The following is a 23,156-nucleotide window of genomic DNA, read 5'->3' as shown; positions in this document are numbered from 1 at the left end:
CGACGCCGCCGGGGGACCGATGCCCGGCGGGAGCGGCGCTCTCAGGCGGGCTCAGGTGCTGCCAGGGTCCCGTTCAGCGGCCCCTCTACAATGACGCGGTGCCGTCCTCCCCTCCTCGAGCGTCCTCCCGCCCCCTCGCCCGGCTGCGCGAGAACCGCGACTCCGTCGCCGTGCTCTGGGGCGCCTTCGCGCTGGTGCACGTGGTGCTCTCCCTCCTGGCGCTGTTCGCTCCGGGTCTGCCGATGGGCGACGTCAGCATCGTCTACAAGGAGTGGATGAGGACCGCCGTCGAGGGCGGCGGCATAGCCGGGATCGACACGGGCTGGGTCTACCCGATCCTCGCCTGGGGCCCGATCGCCGCCTCCTGGCTCTTCGGCTCGGCGGGCTACGACCTGATGTGGCTCGTCCTCGTCGCGCTCGCCGATGCCGCCGCCTTCGCCCTGCTGCTGCGCGGCCGGTCGGCACCGCGCCTCGCCGCGGCGCGCTGGTGGCTGCTGTTCCTCGTCCTCCTTGGGCCGATCGCGATCGGCCGCATCGACGCCTTCACTGCGCCGCCGGCCATCGCCGGGATGCTCTGGGCGGCGACCCGTCCGGGCGTCGCGGCGCTGCTGCTGACCGTGGCCACCTGGATCAAGGTGTGGCCGGCCGCGATCCTCGCCGCTGCCGTGCTGGTCCTGCGCGGACGGCTGCGGATGATCCTCGTCCCCGCGGTCGCCTCCGTGATCATCGTGCTCGCGGTCGTCCTCGTCGGCGGCGGGGACCAGGTCTTCAGCTTCGTCACCGACCAGACCGATCGGGGCCTCCAGATCGAGGCCGTCGTGAGCACTCCCTGGATGTGGCTGTCGGTCCTCCCGGGATCGGGGAGCTACGTCTACTACGCCGCCGACATCAACACCTTCGAGATGCACGGGCCCGGCACCGAGTTCGCGGCGACCCTGATGACGCCGCTGCTCGCTCTGGCCATGCTCGGCGTGGCCCTGCTGGGTGCCCGTGCTCTCGCCCGCCGGGCGGACCCCGCCAGGCTGTTCCCGCTGCTCGCGCTGACCTTCGTGGTCGTGTTCATCGACACCAACAAGGTGCTCTCGCCGCAGTACATCGTCTGGCTCGCGCCGCCGGTGATCGCCGGGCTGATCGCGTGCCGCGACGGCGCGTTCGACCGGCCCGCGAAGCTGACGCTCGTCACTGCGGCTCTGACCCAGGTGGTCTACCCGTACCTCTACCTCTTCCTCCTCTGGTCGCACTGGTGGATGGTGCTCGTGCTGACCGTGCGGAACATCCTCCTCGTGGTGCTGCTCGGCTGGCTGCTGCGCGAGCTGTGGAGGATGGGGACGGCGCGGGTCGTCGCACCCGGCGCCACGACTTCCGCGTCGTCGCTGACCGGCGAGACCCGCCTGGCGCCCCAGGGCTCGTAGGCTCGGAGGGCGCGGGGCCGGCACGCGGTGCGCGCAGTCAAGGAGGCTCCCATGCTCGTCGCATTCTCGGTCGCACCGTCCGGGGGCGAGGCGCCCGACGCGTCCGTCCACGACGCCGTCGCCGCCGCCGTCCGCATCGTCCGCGAGAGCGGCCTGCCGTCGCGGACGACCTCGATGTTCACCGAGATCGAGGGGGAGTGGGACGAGGTCTTCGACGTCGTCAAGCGCGCAACGGAGGCCGTCGGAGCGTTCGGGACGCGCGTGTCGCTCGTCCTGAAGGCGGACATCCGCCCCGGCTACTCGGGCGAGATCGACGGCAAGATCGCCCGGCTGAACGACGCGCTGGGGGAGTAGCGGGTCCGCGCCGAGACCTCTCGTGTCCGGGCTTTCTCGAATCGATTCGACATCCGCCCGATCCTGAGTAGCCTTGACCGGTGACGCTCTCGCCCGCTCGGACCCGCCTCGCCCTGCTCGCCCTCGCGATGGGGGGCTTCGGCATCGGCTCGACCGAGTTCGTCGCGATGGGGCTCCTCCCGCAGCTCGCCGCCGACCTCCTCCCCGGGGTCTGGGCCGTGAGCCAGGAGCAGGCCGTCTCGCAGGCGGGGATGCTGATCTCGGCCTACGCGCTCGGTGTCGTGGTCGGCGCCCCCACCATCGCCGCCGCAGCGGCGCGCTGGCCGCGCAAGAGGCTCCTCCTGACCCTCCTCGTCGCCTTCACCGTCGGGACGATCGGCTCGGCGCTGCTCCCGAGCTTCCCGCTCGTCCTCGCCGCGCGCTTCGTCGCCGCGCTCCCGCACGGCGCCTACTTCGGCATCGCCTCCCTGGTCGCCGCCGACCTGATGGGTCCCGGCAAGCGCGGCAAGGGAGTCGCGTTCGTCCTCTCCGGGCTCACGATCGCGAACGTCATCGGCGTGCCCGCGATCACCTGGGTCGGGCAGGTGGCAGGCTGGCGCAGCGCCTACCTCGTGGTCGCGGTGCTCTTCGCGCTGACCGTCGTGGCCGTCCAGCTGCTGGTGCCCGCGCAGCCCGGGAATCCGGCGGCGACCGTCCGCAACGAGCTGCGGGCGTTCGGGCGCCTGCAGGTCTGGATGACCCTCCTCGTCGGCGCCATCGGCTTCGGCGGACTCTTCGCGATGTACAGCTACATCTCGCCGCTCGCGACCGAGGTGACGGGCCTGCCGCTCGGCGCGGTCCCGTGGATCCTGGTCGTCATCGGCCTCGGGATGACCGTCGGCAACCTCGTCGGCGGCTGGGCCGCCGACCGCGACGTGCGGCGGGCGCTGGTGGTGTTCTTCGCCGGCGTCGGCGTCTCGCTGATCGGGCTCGCGCTGTCGGCCTCGTCGGTCGTCGGGCTGGTGGTGTTCGCGTTCCTCTCGGCGGGCTTCTCGGCGGCCGCGTCGCCCGCGATCCAGACCCGGCTGATGGACGTGGCGCGCGACAGCCAGACGATCGCGGCCGCGCTCAACCACTCCGCCCTCAACATCGGCAACTCGGTGGGTGCCGCGCTCGGCGGCCTGACGATCGCCGCCGGACTGGGCTACCTGTCGCCCATCTGGGTCGGCGTGGGCCTGACCGCGGCCGGAATCGTGCTCGCTCTCGGCAGCATCGCGATCGACCGCGCCCGAGGCACGGTCTACCCGGTCCACCGCGAGCCCGCCCAGCCGGGCACCGGCGGCATCCCGGTCGACGCACTGTAAGCAGAGCCCGGCCAGGGCCTCTGGAAGACTCTCGGCATGCGCGCCGTGAGCTACTCGTCCTTCTCCGCCCTCCCCGCGATCGTCGAGGTCCCGGAGCCCGTCTGCCCCGTCGACGGCGTCGTCGTCCGCGTCGCGGCGACCGGGGTGTGCCGGAGCGACTGGCACGCGTGGAAGGGGCACGACGACTCGGTCGTCCTGCCGCAGATCCCCGGGCACGAGTTCGCCGGGACGGTGATCGCGACGGGAGCCCAGGTGTCGCTCTTCGCGGTCGGTGACCGGGTCACAGCGCCGTTCGTGGTCGCCTGCGGCGACTGCGAGCAGTGCCGGGAGGGGGCGACGCAGGTGTGCCTCCGGCAGCAGCAGCCGGGATTCACCCTCGACGGGTCGTTCGCCGAGGCGGTGGCCGTGCCGGGTGCGGACCTGAACCTGGTGCGCCTGCCCGACTCCGTCGGCTTCGTCGAGGCGGCCGGTCTCGGCTGCCGCTTCGGGACCGCGTACCACGCCCTGCACGAGCGCGGCCGGGTCGCCCCGGGGGAGTGGGTCGCGGTGCTGGGCTGCGGCGGAGTCGGCCTCTCCGCGGTGATCGTCGCGCTCGCGGCCGGGGCCCGTGTGGTGGCGTCGGACGTCTCCGCCCCGGCGCGGGAGGCCGCAGCCGCGCTCGGGGCGGTGACCGTCCCCGGAGGCGAGGGTGCCGCCGAGGCGATCCGGGCGGCGACCGGAGGAGGTGCGCATCTGGCGATCGACGCCGTCGGAAGCAGCGTCACGGCGGAGGCGTCGATCGCCGCCCTGCGTCCGCGGGGCCGGCACGTGCAGGTGGGTCTGCTCCTCGGGCCCGACGCGGCACCGGCGATCCCGCTCGGCCGGGTCATCGCCCAGGAGCTGGAGCTGCTGGGCAGCCACGGCATCGCCCGGAGCGGCTACACGGCCCTCCTCGACGACATCGTCGCCGGCCGTCTGCGCCCCGCCGACTCCGTCGGCCGCACCATCGCCTTCGAGGACCTGCCCGACGCCCTCGCCGCGATGGACGCCCCCGCCGCGACGCCCGGCATGACGGTCGCCGTCCTGGCCCCCTGACGCGGGCCCGCAGGAGCACGGGCAGTCCCGGTCCGGTGGGTCTCGATGCCGCGCGTCCCGCGGCCTCTCGACCAGCATCGACCCGTTGCCCGTGCCTGGTGGGTCTCGATACGCCGCGTCCCGCGGCTACTCGACCGGCACGACTCAGGCACGCCCGCCCTGCTCGATCGCAGGAGCAGCTGGCCGCCGCTCGACGAGGTGGAGCCCGCCGACAGTGATCCGCGTGTCAGCGGATCGATGCCGGGCGACGCGCACCGCTCTGCGGAACGCACCACGTCGTGAAGCCGACCGCGCCGCGGCGGGCGGGGACCGCCGCGCCCTCGTGGAGCCCGCCGACAGCGATCCGCGTGTCAGCGGATCGATGCCTGGCGACGCACCTCGCTCCGCGGAACGCACCACGTCGTGAAGCCGACCGCGCCGTGGTGGGCAGGGACCGCCGCGCCCTCGTGGAGCCCGCCGACAGCGATGCGCGTGCCAGCGGATCGATGCCGGGCGACGCACCTCGCTCTGCGGAACCCGCCACGTCGTGAAGCCGACCGCGCCGCGGCGGGCAGGGACCGCCGTGCCCTCGTGGAGCCCGCCGACAGCGATCCGCGTGTCAGCGGATCGATGCCGGGCGACGCGCCCCGCTCTGCGGAACGCACCACGTCGTGAAGCCGACCGCGCCGTGGCGGGCAGGGACCGCCACGGAAGAGGACTCAATCAGTCTCGATGAGGATCCCGTCGTGGATGGCGCGCTTGCGGAGCGCCACCTTCGTGCCGACGTCGATGCCGACGACGCGGTACTTCTCGCGGATCCGCTTGAGGTACGACTTCGCCGTCTCCTCCGAGATGCCCAGCTCGAACGCGACCGACTTCACCGGCTCGCCGCCGCCGTAGAGAGCCATCACGCGGCGCTCCTGCGCGCTGAGCTTCGGCGCTCCGTCGGAGTCGCCGGTGGAGAGCGCCATGTCGAGCTCGTGCGAGATGTAGGAGTGGCCGTCCTTGGCCGCGCGGATCGCCTCGACGATCATGTCCGCGTCCTCGGTCTTCACCAGGTAGCCGAGGGCTCCGGAGGCGAGCGCCTCGCGGACCACGGCGGGCTCGGAGTAGGTGCTCATCAGCACGGTCTTCACCCCGGTGGTCTTGAGGGTCGAGAGCTTCACCGAGATCGGGATGTTGTCCTTGAGGTCGAGGTCGAGGAGCACGACGTCGACGGGGAACTCGGGGTGCGTGAGCAGCTCGGGCCAGGAGGCGACCGCGGCCACCAGCTGGATGTCGGAGGCGGCTCCGCGGATCCACTCCGTGAGGGCTCCGAGGAGCATCTTGTGGTCGTCCACGACCGCGAGAGTGATCTTCGCGTCAGCGGTGGGTGTCATCGGTGTCCTTCGGTCGGCGGTCGTCGGCGGTCTCTCGGCGGCTGCTCACCGGTCGGCGGGATTCTCGACCAGGCAGTCGATCTCGATCCGGAGCTCCCCGTCGCGCGAGATGTCGCGGAAGACGCCGACCTGAGCGATAGCCTCCCACGTCGCAGGATCGACGCCGCGCAAGGGCGCGCCTGAGGAGCGGAGCGTGATCGGCACGAGCAGTCCTCGGGCGGCCGTCCCGGCTCCGGGATCGCGGGGGCTGCCCGACTCGACGTGGAGGACCACGGCGAGCCCGGTCGCGCTGTCGGCCATCAGCCAGATCGCCGAGAGGAGCCCGTCGCGCTGCTGGTGCCCGAGGAGTCCGGCGGTGCCGTCCGGGTCGACGAGCTCGACGAGCGGCGCGAGCAGCTCGGACTCGAGCACGGCATGGTGCAGCCAGGTCTCGCGCCGCCCCTTGATGAGGTGGAGGCGGAGCTGGGTGGCGAGCGAGGTCGCGTGGGCGGCGCGCTGGGCGTCGAGGGGCAGGCGGACCGAGCCGTCGCCCACCTCGGCGAGGAGGCGCTCGGCGGCGAGGTCGAGCCGTGCGAGCTCTTCCGAGGCGAGCATCCCGACCGCGTAGCGCGGGCCGAGCGTGGTGCTCTGCACGAGGGCGCGGTCGATCTCGAGCTGGACCATCCGGCGGAATCCGCGCATCATCACGACCACGACGACGGCCGGCGCGATCGTCACCACGAGGGCGCTGATGCGCACCGAGAGCGCGCCCGCGCCGCCCGACTCCATCGAGAGGAACGCGATCACCTCGGCGATCGCGACGAGGGCGCTCACCGCGAGGATCTCGATCCCGCGCCGGTGGACGATCAGCGCGGCGTGCGCGACGGCGCCCGCGACCGCGGCGGTGGGGACGGTGCGGGCCGCGCCGGAGTCGGTCACGGCCACCAGGTCGAGTACGACGGCGGCTCCGAGGGCGACGAGGAAGCAGAGGTAGACCGGGAGCGGCAGGCGGCGTCCGCCGAGGTGGATCGCGAGGACGGTGGATCCGAAGGCCAGGACGACGAGGACCCAGGCGATCGCCGCGGGTGCGAGGTCGCTGTAGCGGGCGGAGGTCGAGAGGAAGATCAGCAGCTCGTAGGCGAGGATCGCGGCGGCGATGCCGTTGAGGCCGCTGCCGAGGTAGTTGGTACCGAGCCCCTCCTGCTGGCGACGGACCGAGCGGGCGGACCGGGAGGAGCGGCCGTGCGTCGCGGGCACGCGTCCCAGCAGCGGGGCCCGCGACTCCGGTGCGGGGCTCACTTCGGGACCTCCAGCACCACGGTCGTCCCCGATCCGGGGGCGCTGAACAGGCGGGTGCGGCCGCCGACGTCGCCGAGCCGGGCGATCACCGACTCCTTGAAGCCGAGCTTCGTGTCGGGGACGGTCGCGATGTCGAAGCCCGCGCCCGCGTCCGTGACCATCGCGCGGACGGTCGTCTCGTCCTCGGTGATCGTCACGTCGGCCGAGGCGACGCCGGAGTGGCGGCGCACGTTCTCGAGGCACTCCGCCAGGGCGAGCACGAAGGAGTCGAGGGCCGCGCCGGTGAGCGCCACCTGGCCGGAGCCGTGCCAGATCACGTCGAGCCCCATCCGGCCGAAGCGGTTGCGGACGGTCTCGAGGGTGTTGGCCGCGGGGGCGGAGGTGACGCTGGTCAGCTGGTAGGAGCCGGACGCGCTCGGGGTGGGGGTCCCGCCGAGCCGGAGCTGGCGCAGGAGCTGCGCGTCCTGCGCCGCCTGCTGCCGGAGCGCGTCGACCGACACTCCGCGGCCCGAGTGCGCGAGGAGCGTGAGGGTGGCCAGCACCGTGTCGTGCAGGAGCCGCGCGCCCTGCCGGCGCTGCGCCTCCGTCTCGCTGGCGAGGCGCTCCACGCGGTGGGCGTTGCCGATGCTGTCGATCCGCCGCACCACCCGCGGGACCGCTGTGCTGATCCAGAGGGCGAAGCCGCAGAGCGTGCCCCAGGGCAGCAGGCTCTGGACGACCACGGTGGGGATCATGGTGCCGCTCGAGACGAGCACCGACGGGATCAGGCTCGGGAGGAGCACCGGCAGCAGCAGGAGCAGACGGCGCGCGGACGTCGTCACGACCACGGCGATGCTCGCGGTCACGGCGTTCGCGGTGTTGACCAGGACGAACCCGGCGAAGTCGGCGCCCGGAGCGAGCCCCAGCGCGAGGCCCCAGCCCAGCAGCAGGCCGCCGACGGCGACCGCGATCACGCGGCTGCGGCGCCCCGTCCGGGCGAGCTCGACGTGGGCGGCCATCATGCCCAGGAGCAGCGCGACGGCGAACGGCACGGCGGCGGGCTGGAGCGTCCCGGGGATGAGGGCCATGCCGAGCGCCCCCGCTTCCGTGAGCAGGCCGATCCCGCAGGCGGAGTGGCGCAGCAGCCGGTCGCGCTCGCGGGCGCTGCGGATCATCGGCACGCTCTGGCCCCCTCCGGTCGTGGCGCGGGGCTGGCCCCCGTCTCACGATAGCCACTGGCCGAGCCGGCCGGAGCGGTTCGGGGCGTCGAACCGCGCCGGAGTCGGGCGGGTCAGGCCGTCACGGGATGCGCCAGCAGCCGGGCGAGGTGCGCGCCGACCGCGTCGTCCTCGATGAGGAACCCGTCGTGGCCGAACGTCGAGGTGATCACCGCGACCTCTCCGCCGTCGAGAGCGCCGGGAGCGTGCGCCGCGATGATCCGCTGGCCCTCGACCGGGAAGAGCCGGTCGCTGTCGATGCCGAGGACGAGGGTCGGGCTGGTGATCCGGGAGAGGGCGGCCGCCTCGCCGCCCCGGCCGCGGCCGACGTCGTGCGAGTTCATCGCCTCGACCAGCGTGATGTAGCTGTTCGCGTCGAAGCGGCGGGTGAACTTGTTGCCGTGGAAGTCGAGGTACGACTCCACGGCGAAGCGGCCGCCGCCGCCGAGCGGGCTGAGCCCCGACTGCCAGCTTCGCTCGAAGCGGTCGTTGAGCTCGGAGGGGCTGCGGTAGTTGAGCAGTGCCATCCGGCGGGCGAGCGCGAGGCCGTGGTACGGGCCCTGGCCGTCGCCCGCGTCGTAGTAGGAGCCGCCCGCGAAGGCCGCGTCGTTGCGGATCGCCTCGAGCTGCACGAAGTTGAGGGCGATCTGGTCGGCCGTGGCCCGCGGGGGAGCTGCGAGGACCGCGAGGCGCGCGACCCGCTCCGCGTGGTCGATCCCCCACTCCAGCGCCTGCATCCCGCCCATCGAGCCGCCGATGACGGTGTGCCAGCGCTCGACGCCGAGCAGGTCGCTGAACTGCACCTGCGCCCGCACCTGGTCGCGGATGCTCGTGTACGGGAACCGTGCGCCCCACTCGTGGCCGTCCGGGGCGAGGGACGCGGGCCCGGTGGAGCCCTGGCACCCGCCGAGCATGTTCGGGGCGACCACGAAGAAGCGGTCGGTGTCGATGACGAGGCCGGGGCCGACGAGTCCCGACCACCAGCCGTCCGTCGCGTGGCCGGGATCGCCGCGGCCGAGCAGGTGGGAGTCGCCGGTCAGCGCGTGCAGGACGAGGACGGCGTTGTCGCGGCGCTCGTTCAGAGCGCCCCAGCTCTCGTAGGCGATGCGGGCGTGGGGGAGGCGGCCGCCCGCCTCGAAGCCGAACGGGCCGAGGTCGACGAAGCGGCGTCCGCCCGGGTGGTCGCCGTCGCGCCAGGCTCCGGTGGCGGGCGGCTTGCCGATGACCGAGAGGAGCTGGCGCTCGGTGACGAACGCCGACGGGACCGTGTCCTCGAGTGTCTGCTGCCAGTCCATAGCGCTGTCCATCGTGTCAGAGCGCCGCGGGGCGGAGCCGTTTGTTACGCCCTGCTCCCGCGCTCCTCCGCCCGCGCGCGGAGCGCCCTGACGCGATCCCCGAGGACGGGGACCCCGTCAGGGCGCCGAGGGGCCTCAGGCGTTCGCGCGAGAGGCCTCGACGACGGCGCGCGCGGCGCGGAGGGCCTGGTCGAGGTCGGCGCGGAGGTCGTCGACGTTCTCGAGTCCCACCGACAGGCGCACCAGGCCCGGAGTGACGCCGGCGGTCAGCTGCTGCTCGGGCGAGAGCTGCGAGTGCGTGGTCGACGCGGGGTGGATGACGAGCGAGCGGACGTCGCCGATGTTGGCCAGGTGCGAGAACAGCTCCAGCGAGTCGACGAAGGCCCGGCCGGCGTCCACTCCGCCCTTGAGCTCGAACGAGAGCACCGCGCCCACGCCCTTCGGCGCGTAGCGGTTGGCCGCGGCGTACCAGGGCGAGGTGGGCAGGCCCGAGTAGTTCACCGAGGCGATGTCGGAGTGGTTCTCGAGGTACTCCGCGATCTCCTGCGCGTTCTGCACGTGGCGCTCGATCCGGAGCGAGAGGGTCTCGATGCCCTGGATGAGCTGCCAGGCGCTCGCCGGGGCGATCGAGGCGCCGAGGTCGCGCAGCAGCTGCACGCGGGCCTTGATGATGTAGGCGAGGGAGTCGCCGACCGCGTCGGTGTAGACGGCACCGTGGTAGGACTCGTCCGGCGTGGTGAGGCCGGGGAAGCGCTCGGCGTTCGCGGTCCACGAGAAGCGGCCGCCGTCGACGATCGCTCCGCCGATGACCGTGCCGTGGCCGCCGAGGAACTTTGTCGCCGAGTGCACGATGATGTCCGCGCCGTGCTCGAAGGGGCGGATCAGGTAGGGCGTCGCGATGGTGTTGTCCACGATCAGGGGCACGCCGGCGTCGTGCGCGACATCGGCCACGGTGCGGATGTCGAGGATGTTGATCTTGGGGTTGCCGACGGTCTCGGCGAAGAACAGCTTCGTGTTCGGACGGACGGCGCGGCGCCACTCCTCGCGGTCGTCCTGGTTCTCGACGAAGGTCGTCTCGATGCCGAGCTTGGCGAGGGTGTACTTGAAGAGGTTGTAGGTGCCGCCGTAGATCGAGGACGACGAGACGATGTGGTCGCCGGCCTGGGCGATGTTCAGCACGGCCGCGGTCTCGGCGGCCTGGCCCGAGGCGAGCAGCAGGGCGCCGGAGCCGCCCTCGAGGGCGGTGAGCCGCTCCTCCACGACCGCCTGGGTCGGGTTCTGGATGCGGGTGTAGATGTTCCCGAACTCGGCCAGCGCGAACAGGTTCTGGGCGTGCTCCGCGTTGTCGAAGACGTAGGAGGTGGTCTGGTAGATCGGCGTCGCGCGGGCCTTGGTCACCGGGTCCGGCGCGGCGCCCGAGTGGATCTGCTTGGTCTCGAACTGCCACTTCTCGGAGTCGGTCATGGTGCTTCCCATCGGATCGTCGGGGTCGGTGACGGGGCCGTTCTCCGTCGCGACGAGCGTACGCGGGGGCCCGCCGGACGGCCAGGACCGCCGACACACGGGGTAACGGCCGTCAGCGCCGCTCGGGCTGCCGGTCGCGCTTGGCGCCCGTGGGGTCTGCGCGGTCCGGGCGCGGAGGCCTCTCGTCGGCCACCGGGGCGAAGAGCCAGGCCGCGCGGGGCTCGACCAGCCGGTGGAAGACGGTGCGGGTCCAGCCCAGCGAGAGCGCGACCGAGACCGCGACGCAGAACACGATCATCAGCACGAGGGCGAGCGTGCTCTCCGTCCGCGAGAGGATCCCGGACTCCCGCAGCGGATAGAGGACGAAGCTGTGGAGGAGGTAGACGTACATCGTGGACTGCCCCCAGGCGGTGAGCGGGGTGCGGCGGCGCGGAACCAGCGCGAAGAGCGCGAGCGAGAGCACGACCGCTCCGGCCATCAGGGCCAGCCGCACCAGCCCGGCCCACCACTGGGTCTCGCCGAGGGCGTCGTAGGGGCGGTCGTAGAAGAACCAGTAGCGCAGGTCCGCCGCTCGGAACGCCTCGATGTTGACGGTCATGACGACCGCCGTGACCGCGAAGAGGACGACGGCGAGGATCCGGGCGAGGAGGACCCGCGACGGCGGCTGATCGAGCCAGCGCTCGACGGCGGAGCGGCCGCCGGGGGCGAAGCCGCGCAGGCGCCAGCCGAACACGAAGAACGGCAGGATCCCGATCGCGCGTGCGAGCGAGAAGGTCGAGTCGATGTTGTCGTAGTAGCTGACCCCGACCGCGAGCACCACGCTGATCAGCAGCGGCCAGCGCAGCAGCGCCAGGTAGGGGAGGACGAGGCGGAAGATGCCCAGCGCGAGCAGGAACCACAGCGTCCAGCTCGGCTTCGTCGGGTTGAACTCCTGCTTGCCCTCGACCAGGAACTGCACCAGGGTCCAGATCGTCTCCATGATCAGGTAGGGCAGGAGGATGTCGGTCAGCACCCGCCGCATCGCACGCCCGCTCGGGGCGCCGCTCTTGGAGAAGTAGCCCGAGATGATCGCGAAGGCCGGCATGTGGAAGGCGTAGATCGTCAGGTAGACGATGAGCGAGGTGTCGGAGTTGGCCGTCAGCCTCTGGACGCCGTGCCCGATCACGACGAGGGTCACGCAGACGAAGCGCGCGTTGTCCCAGAGGGGCACGCGGCGCTTCGGGGTGACGGCTGTCCCGGCGGTCGCGGGAACCGGGTCGGCGGGCGGCACGCGGCCAGACTAGCGTTGGCCTGCGACGACGGAGTCGAGGGTGTCCGAGGCTTGACGGAAGGGGACGGGCGTGGATCGACGCGTTGTCGTGACAGGAGCGAGTTCAGGGATCGGGGCGGCCACGGTCCGCCTGTTCCGCGAGCACGGCTGGGAGGTTGTCGCCGTCGCGCGCCGGCGCGACCGGCTGGAGGCGCTCGCCGCCGAGACCGGCGCCGGGTACTTCGCCGCCGACCTCACCGACGCCTCCCAGGTCGACGCTCTGCGCGACCACCTCGCCTCCTCCGGGCCCGTGCACGCGCTCGTGAACAACGCGGGCGGCGCGCTCGGACTCGACTCGGTCGAGAGGTCCGACCCCGAGGACTGGCGCCGCATGTTCGAGATCAACGTGCTCTCGGTGAAGCTCGTGACCAGCGCGCTGCTCCCGCTGCTGCGGGCCGGGATCCGGGGGAGCGGCACCTCCGCGGACATCGTGACCGTCACCTCGATCGCCGGCCACGTCGCCTACGAGGGCGGAGGCGGGTACAACGCCGCCAAGCACGCCGCGCACGCGCTGGTCGCCGTGCTGCGGCTCGAGCTGGCCGGCGAGCCGATCCGCGTGATCGAGATCGCGCCGGGGATGGTGCACACGGACGAGTTCTCGCTGGTCCGCTTCGGCGGCGACCGGGAGCGCGCCGACGCGGTCTACGCCGAGGTCCCCGACCCGCTGGTCGCGGAGGACGTCGCCGCTGCGATCGTCTCCTCGGTGGAGCTCCCCGCCCACGTCAACCTCGACCTCGTGACCATCAAGCCGGTCGCGCAGGCGGCCCCGCACAAGGTCGCGAAGGGACCCCTGGCCCCGCGCGCCTGACCGATGTGACGCGGAGGCCCGCGACGGCCTAGCCTGTCCCTCATGGTTTCCGACGCCGACGACTCCGCCGCCCTCCTCGCCGCCACGGAGAAGGAGGTGCTCGGCTGGCTCGAGTTCGGCGACGCCGCTCGGCACCTGGCCGACGACGTGGTCGCGTCGGGCTACCGGCCGGAGCTGGTCGTCGCCATCGCGCGCGGCGGTCTGCTCCTCGCGGGCGCCGTGGCCTACGCGCTCGGCATCAAGAGCTGCGGCGCGCTGAACGTCGAGTTCTACACCGGTGTCGAGGCGCGCCTGGCGGAGCCCGTGGTGCTGCCGCCGCTGCTCGACGAGGCGTCCGTGCGCGGCAAGCGCATCCTCCTGGTCGACGACGTCTCCGACTCCGGCCACACCCTCGCCCTCTCGGTGAAGCTCATCCGCGCGATGGGTGCCGAGGTGCGCACCGTGACCCTGTACACGAAGCCGCGCACGGTGCTCGAGCCCGATTTCTTCTGGCGCCGCACCCCGCGCTGGATCGTCTTCCCCTGGTCGGCTCTGCCCCCGGTGGACGGAGCCCTCGCCGAGGACGACGAGTGAGCGTCCACCTGATCGGCGGCGGAGGCGGCGTCGAGCACGACCAGCAGCTGTACGGGGCGTTCCTCGCGGAGGCGCGCGCCCACGCGGTCGACGCCGGCCGGATCGAGGGCCCGCGCATCGCGATCGTCGTCGTCCACGACGGGCTGGGCCCCGAGGCCTACGCCGGCTACGCGGCACTGCTCGCGACGGTCGGCCCGCTCGACGCGTTCGCCGTGATGAAGCCGGAGGGCGGCCGGATCGATCCCGCGGTCTTCGACGACGTCGACGGGATCTTCGTCGGCGGAGGCCTGACCCCGGCCTACCGCGACGCGCTCGAGGCCTGCTTCCCGCGGCTGCGCGATCTCGTCTCCTCCGGGGTGCCGTACGCCGGCTACTCGGCGGGAGCCGCCGTCGCGGCCGATCGCGCCCTCGTCGGCGGCCACCGGATCGGCGGCGTCGCCGTCGTCCCGGAGGGTGCGGCGGAGGAGCTCGACGAGGTCACGGTGCTCGAGGGCATCGGCCTCATCGACGTGACGGTCGACGTGCACGCGGCGCAGTGGGGGACCCTCGGCCGCCTGGTCGCGGCCGTCGAGGCGGGCCTGGTCGACGGCGGCGTCGCGCTCGACGAGTCCACCGTGCTGATCGTCGGCACCGGCGCGCTCCGCGTCGGCGGCGCCGGCTCGGTGTGGTGCGTGAGCGGCAGCGACGCCGGAGTCGTCGTCGCGACGCTCGCGGCGGGCTGACCCGGTGGACCTCGCTGAGCTCGCGGCCTCGGGACTGATCGACAGGGGCTGGGCGGAGGCCCTCGCCCCCGTCGCCGGGGACATCGCCGCGATGGGCGACTTCCTCCGCGGCGAGGTCGCGGCCGGTCGGCCCTACCTCCCCGCGGGCCGCGACGTGCTCCGCGCCTTCGCCGCCCCGCTCGCGGACGTGCGCGTCCTCATCGTCGGACAGGACCCGTACCCGACGCCCGGGCACCCGATCGGGCTGTCCTTCGCGGTCGAGCGGCACGTGCGCCCGCTGCCGAGGAGCCTGCAGAACATCCACCGCGAGCTCCGGGACGATCTCGGCGTCGAGCCGCCCGAGCACGGCGACCTCAGCGGCTGGACCTCGAGCGGCGTGATGCTGCTCAACCGGGTCCTCACCGTCGCCCCCGGCTCTCCCGCCTCGCACCGCGGGAAGGGCTGGGAGGCGGTCACCGAGCACGCGATCCGCACGCTGGCCGCCCGGGACGCGCCTCTCGTCGCGATCCTCTGGGGCCGCGACGCCGCGTCGCTCCGCCCGATGCTGGGGGAGGCCGGAGTGATCGAGAGCGCGCACCCCAGCCCGCTGTCGGCCTCGCGCGGCTTCTTCGGCTCCCGGCCGTTCAGCCGCGCCAACGCCCTCCTGGAGGAGCGCGGCGCGGAGCCGGTCGACTGGAGTGCTCTCGCGTGACCGGGTGCTCGCCCGCGGGGCGGCTACGCTGGCCCGGATCGATGGGCGGAGCCGAAGGGGAGCCGGATGCTTGAGGAAGAGTACGAGAGCCGGCGCGTCCTGCCGCCGCACCTGCGGAAGGCGCCGCCTCCCGAGCCCGGCTTCTCGTTCGAGATCCGCGACGCCCGCGACGCCGACCTGCCGGACATCCGCGAGATCTACAACCACTATGTGCGCAACACGGTGGTGACCTTCGACGAGGACGACTCGACGCTGAAGGAGTGGCGGAGGAAGTTCTCCCGCAACCAGAAGCTCGGGCTGCCCTTCATCGTGGCCGTCTCGCCGTCAGGCCAGATCCTCGGCTACGCGATGGTGTCGCCGTGGTCCTCCAAGCGGGCGTACCGCTTCACCGTGGAGAACTCGATCTACCTGCGGGCGGCCTCCACCGGCAAGGGCCTCGGCCGGGCGCTGATGGCCGAGCTCCTCGAGCGCGCGAAGGCCGTGGGGATCCGTCAGATCATGGCCGTCATCGCCGACAAGGGCGCGGAGGCGTCGTTGGCGATGCACGCGCAGTTCGGATTCGTCGAGGTCGGCCGGATGGGCCGCGTCGGCTTCAAGTTCGAGCGCTGGCTCAGCACCGTCCTGCTGCAGAAGACCCTCAAGTAGGGCCGACCCGCCCCTGCGAATGCGCCTCATCGACAGGTGCCGGGGAGCGCGCCGTCCCTACACTGGACGGCATGGAATGGCTCGTCCCGCTCATCGTCGTCGTCGCGCTCGTCGTCATCCTCGGGGTCTACCTCTGGGCGACGTACAACTCGCTGGTCACCCTCAACGTCCGCGTGGACGAGGCGTGGAGCGACATCACCGTCCAGCTGAAGCGCCGTGCGGATCTGATCCCCAACGTGATCGACTCCGTGAAGGGCTACGCCTCGCACGAGCGCCAGGTCTTCGAGTCGGTGACGCAGGCTCGCGCCGAGACGCTGCAGGCCCAGGGCCCGGCGGAGGCGTCGGTCGCCGAGGACCACATGCAGAGCGCGCTGAAGTCGATCTTCGCGGTCGCGGAGGCGTACCCCCAGCTGCAGGCGAGCCAGAACTTCCTCCAGCTGCAGGGCGAGCTGGTCGACACCGAGGACAAGATCCAGTCGGCCCGGCGCTTCTACAACGGTGGTGTACGCGAGATGAACACCAAGGTGAAGGTCTTCCCGAACACGCTCTTCTCGCGCCGGCTCGGCTTCTCGGAGCGCGAGTTCTTCGAGGTCGGCGATCTCGCCGCGATCTCGGAGCCCCCGCGCGTCCAGTTCTAGGCAGCCGCCGTGTACAGCGCGATCGCCCGCAACAAGCGCAACACGGTCCTGATCCTCGTCCTGTTCCTCGTGATCATCGGCGGCCTGGGCGCCCTGGCGGCAGCGGTCTACCGCAGCACGGCGATCGTCGTGGTGGTGCTCGTGATCGCCGCCGCTTACGCGTTCTTCCAGTACTTCTTCGCCGCTCGCCAGGCGGTCGCCCTCAGCGGCGGCGTGGCGGTGGAGAAGGCGGACGAGCCGAGGCTGTACCGCATCGTCGAGAACCTCTCGATCGCGACGGGCACGCCGATGCCGAAGGTGTACCTGATCGACGACCCGGCGCCGAACGCGTTCGCGACCGGCCGTGATCCCGAGCACGCCGTCGTCGCTGCGACGACGGGCCTGCTCGCGATCATGGACGACGCCGAGCTGGAGGGCGTGATGGCCCACGAGCTGGGCCACGTCCGCAACTACGACATCCGCGTCTCGATGATCGTCTTCGGTCTCGTCGTCGCGGTGGGCTTCCTCTCGGACGCCTTCCTCCGCCTGGCCTTCTTCGGGCGGGGCGGCAACGGCAACGGCGGGGGCAACCCGGCGCTCCTGATCGTCGGGCTGGTGTCGATGGTCCTCGCGCCGATCGTCGCCTCGGTCGTGCAGCTCTCGATCTCCCGTCAGCGCGAGTACCTCGCCGATGCGACCAGCGCGCTGACGACCCGCCACCCCGACGCCCTCGCCCGCGCCCTGCTCAAGCTCGAGTCCGCGGGCCGGCCGATGCAGCGGCAGAACAGCTCGATGGCGCACCTCTGGATCGCCGACCCGTCGAAGCCGGGAGTGGTCGCGCGCCTCTTCGCGACCCACCCGCCGATCGCGGACCGCGTCGCCCGCCTCTCCGAGATGGGCTCGCGCTTCTAGCAGGCCGATCCGGCCGACGCCCGGTCGTCGATCGCCGCCCCGCACCGCCTCCCGCTTCGGCCAGAGGTGCGCCCGTCACCGTGCCGGACGGGACCTCACCCGGTCGGAGCCGCGAGCGGACCGCCGTCGACGGTCGTCAGGTACTCGGCGAAGACCGGCGCCGGGTCGATGCCGCTCGCGGCCGCGTCGACCAGCGCCCGCCGGACCAGGGCGAGGACGACGGTGGCCAGGACGGCCGCCCGGTGCGGGGACGTGCGGCCGAGCCCCATCCGCTCCGCGAGGAACGGCGTCAGCGCCTCCTCGCCGTCGTGCAGCGACTGCGCCCAGACGGCGCGCATCGCCGAGGTCTCGGTGAGCAGGGGGATCAGCCGGAGGGTGCGGTCGAGCTGGGGACCGGAGGCCGCCGCGGCGAAGGCGTGGCCGAGCGCCGCGTTCAGCGGCTCGGCGGCCGGGCGCTCGAGGAGGGCGCGTCCCATCGCGGCGATCGCGGCGGCGAGCACCGGGCGCACGCAGTCCTCCTTCCCGCCGAGGTACCGGTGGAAGGTCCGGAGGGAGACGCCGGCCGCGTGGGCGAGCTCGCCCGTGCCGACCCCGACGACGCTCCCGCGCTCGAGCAGACGGGCGACGCAGCGCTCCGAGAGCGCCAGCGCCAGGACGCCGCCGGGCGCGCTCACGCGATCCTCCGCAGTGCTGCGGCGAGGGCGGCCGCGAGGTCGCCGCGACCGACGACCTCGACGGCGCCGAGGCCCTGCCAGGCCGCCGCCTCGACCAGCAGTGCGGCGAGCCGCTCCGGCGTGTCGGCCGGGGCCCCCGGCTCGAGCCAGGCGGCCTGCACGAGGAGGACCCGGCGCTTGCGCTCGCTCTTGAGGTCGACCCGGGCAGCGATCACGTCGTCGAGGAGCACGGGGAGGACGTAGTAGCCGTGGACCCGCTGCTCGGCCGGGGTGTAGATCTCGATCCGGTAGTGGAAGCCGAAGAACAGCTCGGCCCTCGGCCGGTGCCAGACCACGGGGTCGAACGGCGAGAGGAGCGCGTCCGCCCGGAGCGTGCGGGGGCGTCGGGCGTCGACGTGCCGCCAGAGCGGAACGGGCCGCCCGCCCCGCTCCCAGCCGCGCACCTCGACGCGCTCGAGCTCGCCCGCCTCGACCAGCTCGTCGATCGCGACGCGCGTGGGGGACTGGAGCAGCCGGTGGTAGTCGGCCAGGTCGCCGAGGGTGCCGATCCCGTGGGCCCGGGCCGCCCGGCGCACGAGCTCGCGGACGGCGTCGGGGAGGGGCACGTCGGCGTCGAGCACCGCGCTCGGGAGGAGCCGCTCGGCGAGACCGTAGGAGCGCTCGAAGCGCGTGCGCCCCGCCGTCACCACCTCGCCCCAGCGGAACAGGACCTCGAGGCCGCGCTTGATGTCGGACCAGCCCCACCAGGGGCCCGTGCGGACGTTGGCCTCGTGCTCGATCTCGGAGGCGCGGAGGGGACCGTCGGCGAGCGCGGCGCGGAGCCAGTCGAGGGTGGCGCGGTTCTCGTGGGCCCAGCCCTCGTGCTCGGGCAGGCGGACCCGGCGGTAGTGCTCCATCCGCCAGCGGTAGAGCGGGAGGTCCTCGCGGCGGACGAGGGCGGCCTCGTGGGCCCAGTACTCGACGTAGGGGCCGTCGGGGGAGAGGGCCGCGGCGTCGAGGAGGGAGCGATCGTACGGGCCGAGCCGCGCGAGCAGCGGCAGGTAGTGGCTCCGCTCGAAGACGTTCACCGAGTCGAGCTGGAGCGGGCGGATCCGGTCCACGGCGGCGCGCACCCGGCGCGCGTCGACCCGGGAGGGACGGGGGACGCCGAACCCCTGCGCCGCCAGGGCGATGCGGCGCGCGAGCGCGGGGGAGAGCTGCTCGGTCATGGTCCGCCCACGCTAGCGAACGCCCCCGACATCGCCGTCCCCGATTCGGCCCCCGGCGTTCGCCCGGCACTCACCGCCGCGCTCCCTCGCCGTCTCGTGGCGCTCCTACCGTTCCCGAGGCCGTCCCACAGGGGCGGCCCACCCGACTACTGGAGGACCCTTGACCATTCAGCGCCTGTCGCGCACCGCCGCGGTCGCCGCCGCCGGCACCGCCCTCGTCTTCACGCTCTCGGCCTGCTCCGGCGGCGCCACCGCCTCGTCCGACGGCGGCAGCGCGGACGCGGCGTCCGCCACGTCCGCCGCGGACCTCGGCGGGCTGGACGCCCTGGTCGAGGCGGCGAAGGCCGAGGGCGAGCTCAACGTCATCGCCCTGCCCGACACCTGGGCGAACTACGGCGAGCTGATCAGCGGCTTCGAGGACGAGTACGGCATCACCGTGAACTCCGCCGACCCCGACGTCTCCTCCGCGGAGGAGATCAGCACGGCGGAGAACCTCGCCGGGCAGGACACCGCTCCCGACGTGTTCGACCTGGGACCGGCCGTCACTCTGGCGAACACGGACGTGTTCGCGCCGTACAAGGTCCAGTCCTGGGACGACATCCCCGAGGGGAACAAGGAGGAGTCGGGCCTCTGGGTCAACGACTACACCGGCCTGATGTCGATCGGGTTCGACGCGGCCGCGGTGCCTGCGCCCGCGTCGCTCGAGGACCTCCTCGGCGCCGACTACCGCGGCTCGGTCGCGATCAACGGCGACCCGACCCAGGCGGGAGCCGCCGCGGCCGCAGTGCAGCTCGCGGCTCTCCAGTCCGGCGGCTCCGCCGACGACGTCCAGGCGGGGATCGACTTCTTCGAGAAGCTGAACGACGCCGGCAACTTCCTGCCGCTGGACCCGACCGACGCCACCATCGCCTCGGGCGAGACCCCTGTCGTCTTCGACTGGAGCTACAACAACCTCGCCGCCGGGAAGGCGAACGAGGGCACCCGCGAGTGGACGACGACCGTCCTCCCGGGCTCCGCCGTCGGCAGCTACTACAACCAGGCGGTCAACGCCGACGCTCCGCACCCCGCGGCCGCGCGGCTCTGGCAGGAGTACCTCTACTCCGACGCCGCGCAGAACCTCTACCTCGCCGCCGGCGCCTACCCGGTGCGCCTGGCCGCGATGACCGAGGCCGGCACGGTCGACCAGGACGCGCTCGACGCCGTCGGCGCCGCTCCCTCCGACCTCGTCCAGTTCACGGAGGAGCAGACCGAGGCGGCCTCGTCGCTCCTCGCCGAGAAGTGGGCCGCGGCGATCCAGTGACCACCGCTCCCGCCGAGGCCGTCTCCGGGGCGTCCGCGCCCCGGGGACGGCGCGGCACCCCGGCCGTGCTGGGCGTCGCCCCCTTCGCGCTCTACGTCCTGCTGTTCCTGGCCGTCCCCACGGTCCTCGCCGTGGCGACCGGATTCACGGACGGAGACGGCCGCTTCACCACGGCTAACGTGCTCGCGCTCGGGGATCCCGTCGTGCTGTCCGCCTTCGGCGCGTCGCTCGGGCTCTCGGCCGTGACCGCCGTCGTCGGCGCGGTGCTGGGCGCGGTCGTGTGCCTGGCCCTGCTCGGCTCCGATCCGCGCGGGGCGCTCCGGACCGTCGTCGATGCGGCGGCGAGTGTCCTCGCGCAGTTCGGCGGTGTGATGCTCGCGTTCGCCTTCATCGCGACGATCGGCGTGCAGGGGCTGGTGACCACCCTCCTCGCGGGAGCGGGCGTCGACCTCTACGCCGACGGCGTGTGGCTCTACCAGCTTCCCGGGCTCGTCCTGCCCTACCTCTACTTCCAGGTGCCCCTGACGGTGCTCACGTTCCTGCCCGCGCTCGAGGGTCTGCGCCCGGAGTGGGCCGAGGCGAACGCGGTGCTCGGCGGGGGCCGGCTCGGCTACTGGCTGCACGTCGCCCTCCCGGTGCTGGCGCCGTCGTTCCTCGGCTGCGTGCTGCTGCTGTTCGCGAACGCGTTCTCCTCCTTCGCCACCGCGGCGGCGCTGATCAGCCAGGGCGCGCAGATCGTCCCCCTGCAGATCCGCGCCGCGCTGGTCAGCGAGACGGTGCTGGGCCGTGAGAACCTCGCGGGCGCCCTCGCGCTCGGGATGCTCGCGGTGATGGTGGTCCTGATGTCCGGGTACGCGCTGCTGCAGCGCCGGGCCCGGCGGTGGCAGCGATGAGGCCCGCGCGGCTCCTGTCCGGGGCGGTGCTCGTGATCACCGGGCTGGTGTTCGCCGTTCCGATCGTCGCGATGGCGGAGTTCACGCTCCGCGGCGCCGGCGGCCACGACCTCTCGCACTGGACGGCGATCCTCGACCCGGAGAACGAGCGCGCCTACCGCTCGCTGTTCCAGGGGATCGGAAACTCGCTGGTCCTCGCCGTCGTCACCGCCCTCATCGTCCTGGTCCTGCTGGTGCCGACGATGCTGCTCGTCGAGATCCGGCTCCCGCGCCTGCGCCGGGCTCTGGAGCTGGTCTGCCTGCTCCCGCTGACCGTGCCCGCCATCGTCCTCGTCGTCGGCCTCGCGCCGGTCTACTCCGTGGTCACCGAGCTCGCCGGCTCCGCGCCGTGGACGCTCGCTCTCGCCTACGGGGTGCTGGTCCTGCCCTACGCCTACCGCGCCGTGGCGGCGGACCTCGCCGGTCTCGACGCCGTGACGCTCTCGGAGGCGGCCCGCTCGCTCGGCGCGGGCCCGCTCGCGGTGCTCGGGAGGGTCCTCCTGCCGAACCTGCGCCGGGGCCTGGTCGCGGCCGCGCTGATCACCGTCGCAGTCGTTCTCGGCGAGTACACGATCGCCTCGCTCCTCAGCCGCACCACCCTCCAGACCGGCCTGGTGCAGGTGTCGAAGTCCGACGCCTACGTCGCCGTGATCTTCTCGCTGCTCTCGCTCCTCTTCGCCTTCGCCCTCCTGCTCGGGATCGGCCGCCTCGCGCGGATCGGCCTGCCGACGGGCCGGGCGCGCTCCTCGAAAGGCTCCTCGTGACCGCTCCCACCCTCCCCGGCGCCCGCGTGCGCTTCGTCGACGTGGAGCGGCACTACGGCTCCGCGCGAGCGCTCGACGGCGTCTCATTCGACGTGGCCCCGGGTGAGTTCATCGCGCTGCTCGGCCCCTCCGGCTGCGGCAAGACCACAGCCCTGCGCGCCCTCAGCGGTCTCGAGCGGATCGACGCGGGGCGGATCCTCGTCGACGAGGAGGACGTCGCCCACGTCCCCGTCGCGAAGCGCGACATGGGCATGGTCTTCCAGTCGTACTCGCTCTTCCCGCACCTGCGGGCGCGCGAGAACGTCGAGTTCGGGCTGCGCACCCGGGGAGTCGGGGCGCGCGAGCGCCGGGCGGCCGCGGGGGAGGTGCTGGAGGTCGTGGGCCTCGGCGCCCTCGGCGACCGCTACGCGCACGAGCTCTCCGGCGGCCAGCAGCAGCGGGTGGCGCTCGCGCGCGCCCTCGTCACGCGGCCGCGGGTGCTGCTGCTGGACGAGCCCCTGTCGGCCCTGGACGCGAAGGTCCGCGTCCAGCTGCGCGACGAGATCAAGCGCCTGCAGTCCGAGATCGGCATCACCACGTTCTTCGTCACGCACGACCAGGAGGAGGCGCTCGCCGTCGCCGACCGCGTCGCGGTGATGAACGCCGGGCGGATCGAGCAGCTGGGTGCACCGGAGGACCTCTACGCGCGCCCGGCGACCGCCTTCACGGCCCGCTTCGTCGGCCTCTCGACGGTGGTCGCGGGGACGGTCTCGTCGGGATCGGTCCTCGCGCTCGGCGTGCGCCTGCCGCTCGTCGACGCGGCGGCGGCCGACGGTCCCGTGTCGGTGTTCCTCCGCCCCGAGGACCTCGCCGTCGTGGCCGACGGCGCTCCCGACTCCCTGCCCGGAGTCGTCCTCGCCTCGAGCTTCCTGGGGCCGGTGCGGCGCTCGACCGTCCGGCTGTCGACGGGCGAGGAGGTCACCGTCCAGCACGCGTCGGGTCACCGCCTCGAGCCGGGGGAGCGGGTCGGCGTGCTGCCCGCGCGGCGCCCGGTCGCGGTCGCTCCGGCACCGGAGCAGGCGGCGGTCGGCGCCGCTGCATGAGCACTCCCCGGGGATACCGCGCGGGGTATGCGCCGGGGCCTAGTCTGGGCAGATGAGACTCGGCAGGTCCCGCCGCACCTCCGGCCCGCGCGCCGTCCAGCCCGCCGCGCCCGCCGCCCCGGCCGCCCCCTCCCAGCCCCCTCCC

At 73.1% G+C, this 23,156-nt stretch carries 23 protein-coding genes; 15 read left to right on the top strand and 8 right to left on the bottom strand.

All coding sequences use genetic code 11. From position 1 onward, the window contains the following. The first annotated feature begins 98 nt into the window (after positions 1-98). From C5C53_RS03055 to C5C53_RS03040, 4 genes are all read left to right on the top strand, one after another. On the top strand, positions 99-1,412 hold the full coding sequence (locus tag C5C53_RS03055) for a glycosyltransferase 87 family protein (RefSeq protein ID WP_181127705.1): 1,314 nt from the start codon (positions 99-101) through the stop codon (positions 1,410-1,412). Positions 1,413-1,463: 51 nt separating this feature from the next. Then, positions 1,464-1,766, top strand: a complete 303-nt coding sequence (locus C5C53_RS03050) for a thiamine-binding protein (protein WP_104224449.1) — start codon at positions 1,464-1,466, stop codon at positions 1,764-1,766. Between the two features lie 128 nt (positions 1,767-1,894). Beyond that, positions 1,895-3,109: an MFS transporter gene (locus tag C5C53_RS03045; RefSeq protein WP_104266910.1), complete on the top strand. Its 1,215-nt coding sequence runs from the start codon at positions 1,895-1,897 to the stop codon at positions 3,107-3,109. A gap of 36 nt (positions 3,110-3,145) precedes the next feature. Next, positions 3,146-4,183 (top strand): alcohol dehydrogenase catalytic domain-containing protein, encoded by a 1,038-nt coding sequence (locus C5C53_RS03040; RefSeq protein ID WP_104266796.1) that lies wholly within the window; start codon positions 3,146-3,148, stop codon positions 4,181-4,183. 698 nt (positions 4,184-4,881) lie between these two features. On the opposite strand, the gene C5C53_RS03035 is transcribed toward C5C53_RS03040, so the two are convergent. From C5C53_RS03035 to C5C53_RS03010, 6 genes are all read right to left on the bottom strand, one after another. After that, positions 4,882-5,541: a response regulator gene (locus C5C53_RS03035; protein WP_104224447.1), complete on the bottom strand. Its 660-nt coding sequence runs from the start codon at positions 5,539-5,541 to the stop codon at positions 4,882-4,884. 45 nt (positions 5,542-5,586) lie between these two features. After that, positions 5,587-6,819 (bottom strand): hypothetical protein, encoded by a 1,233-nt coding sequence (locus C5C53_RS03030; RefSeq protein WP_104266795.1) that lies wholly within the window; start codon positions 6,817-6,819, stop codon positions 5,587-5,589. After that, complete coding sequence (locus tag C5C53_RS03025; protein WP_104266794.1) at positions 6,816-7,973, bottom strand: sensor histidine kinase; 1,158 nt, start codon at positions 7,971-7,973, stop codon at positions 6,816-6,818. The genes C5C53_RS03030 and C5C53_RS03025 overlap by 4 nt, the downstream gene beginning before the upstream one ends. Positions 7,974-8,089: 116 nt before the next feature. Next, a complete protein-coding gene (locus C5C53_RS03020; protein ID WP_104266793.1) occupies positions 8,090-9,310 on the bottom strand; it encodes a homoserine O-acetyltransferase in 1,221 nt (406 codons plus the stop codon). Between the two features lie 135 nt (positions 9,311-9,445). Then, positions 9,446-10,774, bottom strand: a complete 1,329-nt coding sequence (locus tag C5C53_RS03015; protein ID WP_104237865.1) for a bifunctional o-acetylhomoserine/o-acetylserine sulfhydrylase — start codon at positions 10,772-10,774, stop codon at positions 9,446-9,448. Positions 10,775-10,886: 112 nt separating this feature from the next. Beyond that, positions 10,887-12,044, bottom strand: a complete 1,158-nt coding sequence (locus C5C53_RS03010) for an acyltransferase family protein (protein WP_258075364.1) — start codon at positions 12,042-12,044, stop codon at positions 10,887-10,889. Between the two features lie 70 nt (positions 12,045-12,114). Between C5C53_RS03010 and C5C53_RS03005 the strand changes: the two genes are divergently transcribed. From C5C53_RS03005 to C5C53_RS02975, 7 genes are all read left to right on the top strand, one after another. Continuing rightward, positions 12,115-12,891 carry an SDR family NAD(P)-dependent oxidoreductase gene (locus C5C53_RS03005; RefSeq protein WP_258075363.1) on the top strand — a complete coding sequence of 259 codons (777 nt, stop codon included), beginning with the start codon at positions 12,115-12,117 and terminating at the stop codon, positions 12,889-12,891. 42 nt (positions 12,892-12,933) lie between these two features. Then, positions 12,934-13,464, top strand: a complete 531-nt coding sequence (locus C5C53_RS03000; protein ID WP_104224441.1) for a phosphoribosyltransferase — start codon at positions 12,934-12,936, stop codon at positions 13,462-13,464. Further along, a complete protein-coding gene (locus C5C53_RS02995) occupies positions 13,461-14,186 on the top strand; it encodes a peptidase S51 (RefSeq protein ID WP_104266791.1) in 726 nt (241 codons plus the stop codon). The genes C5C53_RS03000 and C5C53_RS02995 overlap by 4 nt, the downstream gene beginning before the upstream one ends. A 4-nt stretch (positions 14,187-14,190) precedes the next feature. Further along, positions 14,191-14,877 carry a uracil-DNA glycosylase gene (locus C5C53_RS02990; protein ID WP_104232774.1) on the top strand — a complete coding sequence of 229 codons (687 nt, stop codon included), beginning with the start codon at positions 14,191-14,193 and terminating at the stop codon, positions 14,875-14,877. 66 nt (positions 14,878-14,943) lie between these two features. Then, positions 14,944-15,522 (top strand): GNAT family N-acetyltransferase, encoded by a 579-nt coding sequence (locus tag C5C53_RS02985; protein ID WP_104266790.1) that lies wholly within the window; start codon positions 14,944-14,946, stop codon positions 15,520-15,522. Positions 15,523-15,593: 71 nt separating this feature from the next. Continuing rightward, positions 15,594-16,160: a LemA family protein gene (locus C5C53_RS02980; protein WP_104225511.1), complete on the top strand. Its 567-nt coding sequence runs from the start codon at positions 15,594-15,596 to the stop codon at positions 16,158-16,160. Between the two features lie 9 nt (positions 16,161-16,169). Further along, positions 16,170-17,051, top strand: coding sequence for a M48 family metallopeptidase (locus C5C53_RS02975; protein WP_104266789.1), 882 nt, complete (start codon positions 16,170-16,172; stop codon positions 17,049-17,051). 95 nt (positions 17,052-17,146) lie between these two features. Here the strand turns inward: C5C53_RS02975 and C5C53_RS02970 are convergent, their stop codons facing one another. Together C5C53_RS02970 and C5C53_RS02965 are read right to left on the bottom strand one after the other, a co-directional pair. Continuing rightward, positions 17,147-17,725 carry a TetR/AcrR family transcriptional regulator gene (locus C5C53_RS02970; protein ID WP_104224435.1) on the bottom strand — a complete coding sequence of 193 codons (579 nt, stop codon included), beginning with the start codon at positions 17,723-17,725 and terminating at the stop codon, positions 17,147-17,149. Continuing rightward, positions 17,722-18,933, bottom strand: coding sequence for a winged helix-turn-helix domain-containing protein (locus C5C53_RS02965; protein ID WP_104266788.1), 1,212 nt, complete (start codon positions 18,931-18,933; stop codon positions 17,722-17,724). Before C5C53_RS02965 ends, C5C53_RS02970 begins: the two co-directional genes overlap by 4 nt. A gap of 160 nt (positions 18,934-19,093) precedes the next feature. Here C5C53_RS02965 and C5C53_RS02960 point away from each other — a divergent pair, with 160 nt between their 5' ends. The 4 genes from C5C53_RS02960 to C5C53_RS02945 are packed head-to-tail and all read left to right on the top strand — an operon-like array spanning position 19,094 to position 23,011. After that, positions 19,094-20,233, top strand: a complete 1,140-nt coding sequence (locus C5C53_RS02960) for an ABC transporter substrate-binding protein (protein ID WP_104266787.1) — start codon at positions 19,094-19,096, stop codon at positions 20,231-20,233. Then, complete coding sequence (locus C5C53_RS02955; protein WP_104266908.1) at positions 20,230-21,126, top strand: ABC transporter permease subunit; 897 nt, start codon at positions 20,230-20,232, stop codon at positions 21,124-21,126. Before C5C53_RS02960 ends, C5C53_RS02955 begins: the two co-directional genes overlap by 4 nt. After that, a complete protein-coding gene (locus C5C53_RS02950; RefSeq protein WP_104251292.1) occupies positions 21,123-21,929 on the top strand; it encodes an ABC transporter permease in 807 nt (268 codons plus the stop codon). Before C5C53_RS02955 ends, C5C53_RS02950 begins: the two co-directional genes overlap by 4 nt. After that, on the top strand, positions 21,926-23,011 hold the full coding sequence (locus C5C53_RS02945) for an ABC transporter ATP-binding protein (RefSeq protein ID WP_104266786.1): 1,086 nt from the start codon (positions 21,926-21,928) through the stop codon (positions 23,009-23,011). The genes C5C53_RS02950 and C5C53_RS02945 overlap by 4 nt, the downstream gene beginning before the upstream one ends. Positions 23,012-23,156: the final 145 nt, after the last annotated feature.

Origin of the sequence: Rathayibacter sp. AY1E3 (assembly GCF_002932235.1) — a bacterium.
Classification (GTDB): domain Bacteria; phylum Actinomycetota; class Actinomycetes; order Actinomycetales; family Microbacteriaceae; genus Rathayibacter.
The sequence above is the reverse complement of the archived record's forward strand: the minus strand, read 5'-3'. Positions and strand labels throughout refer to the sequence as shown.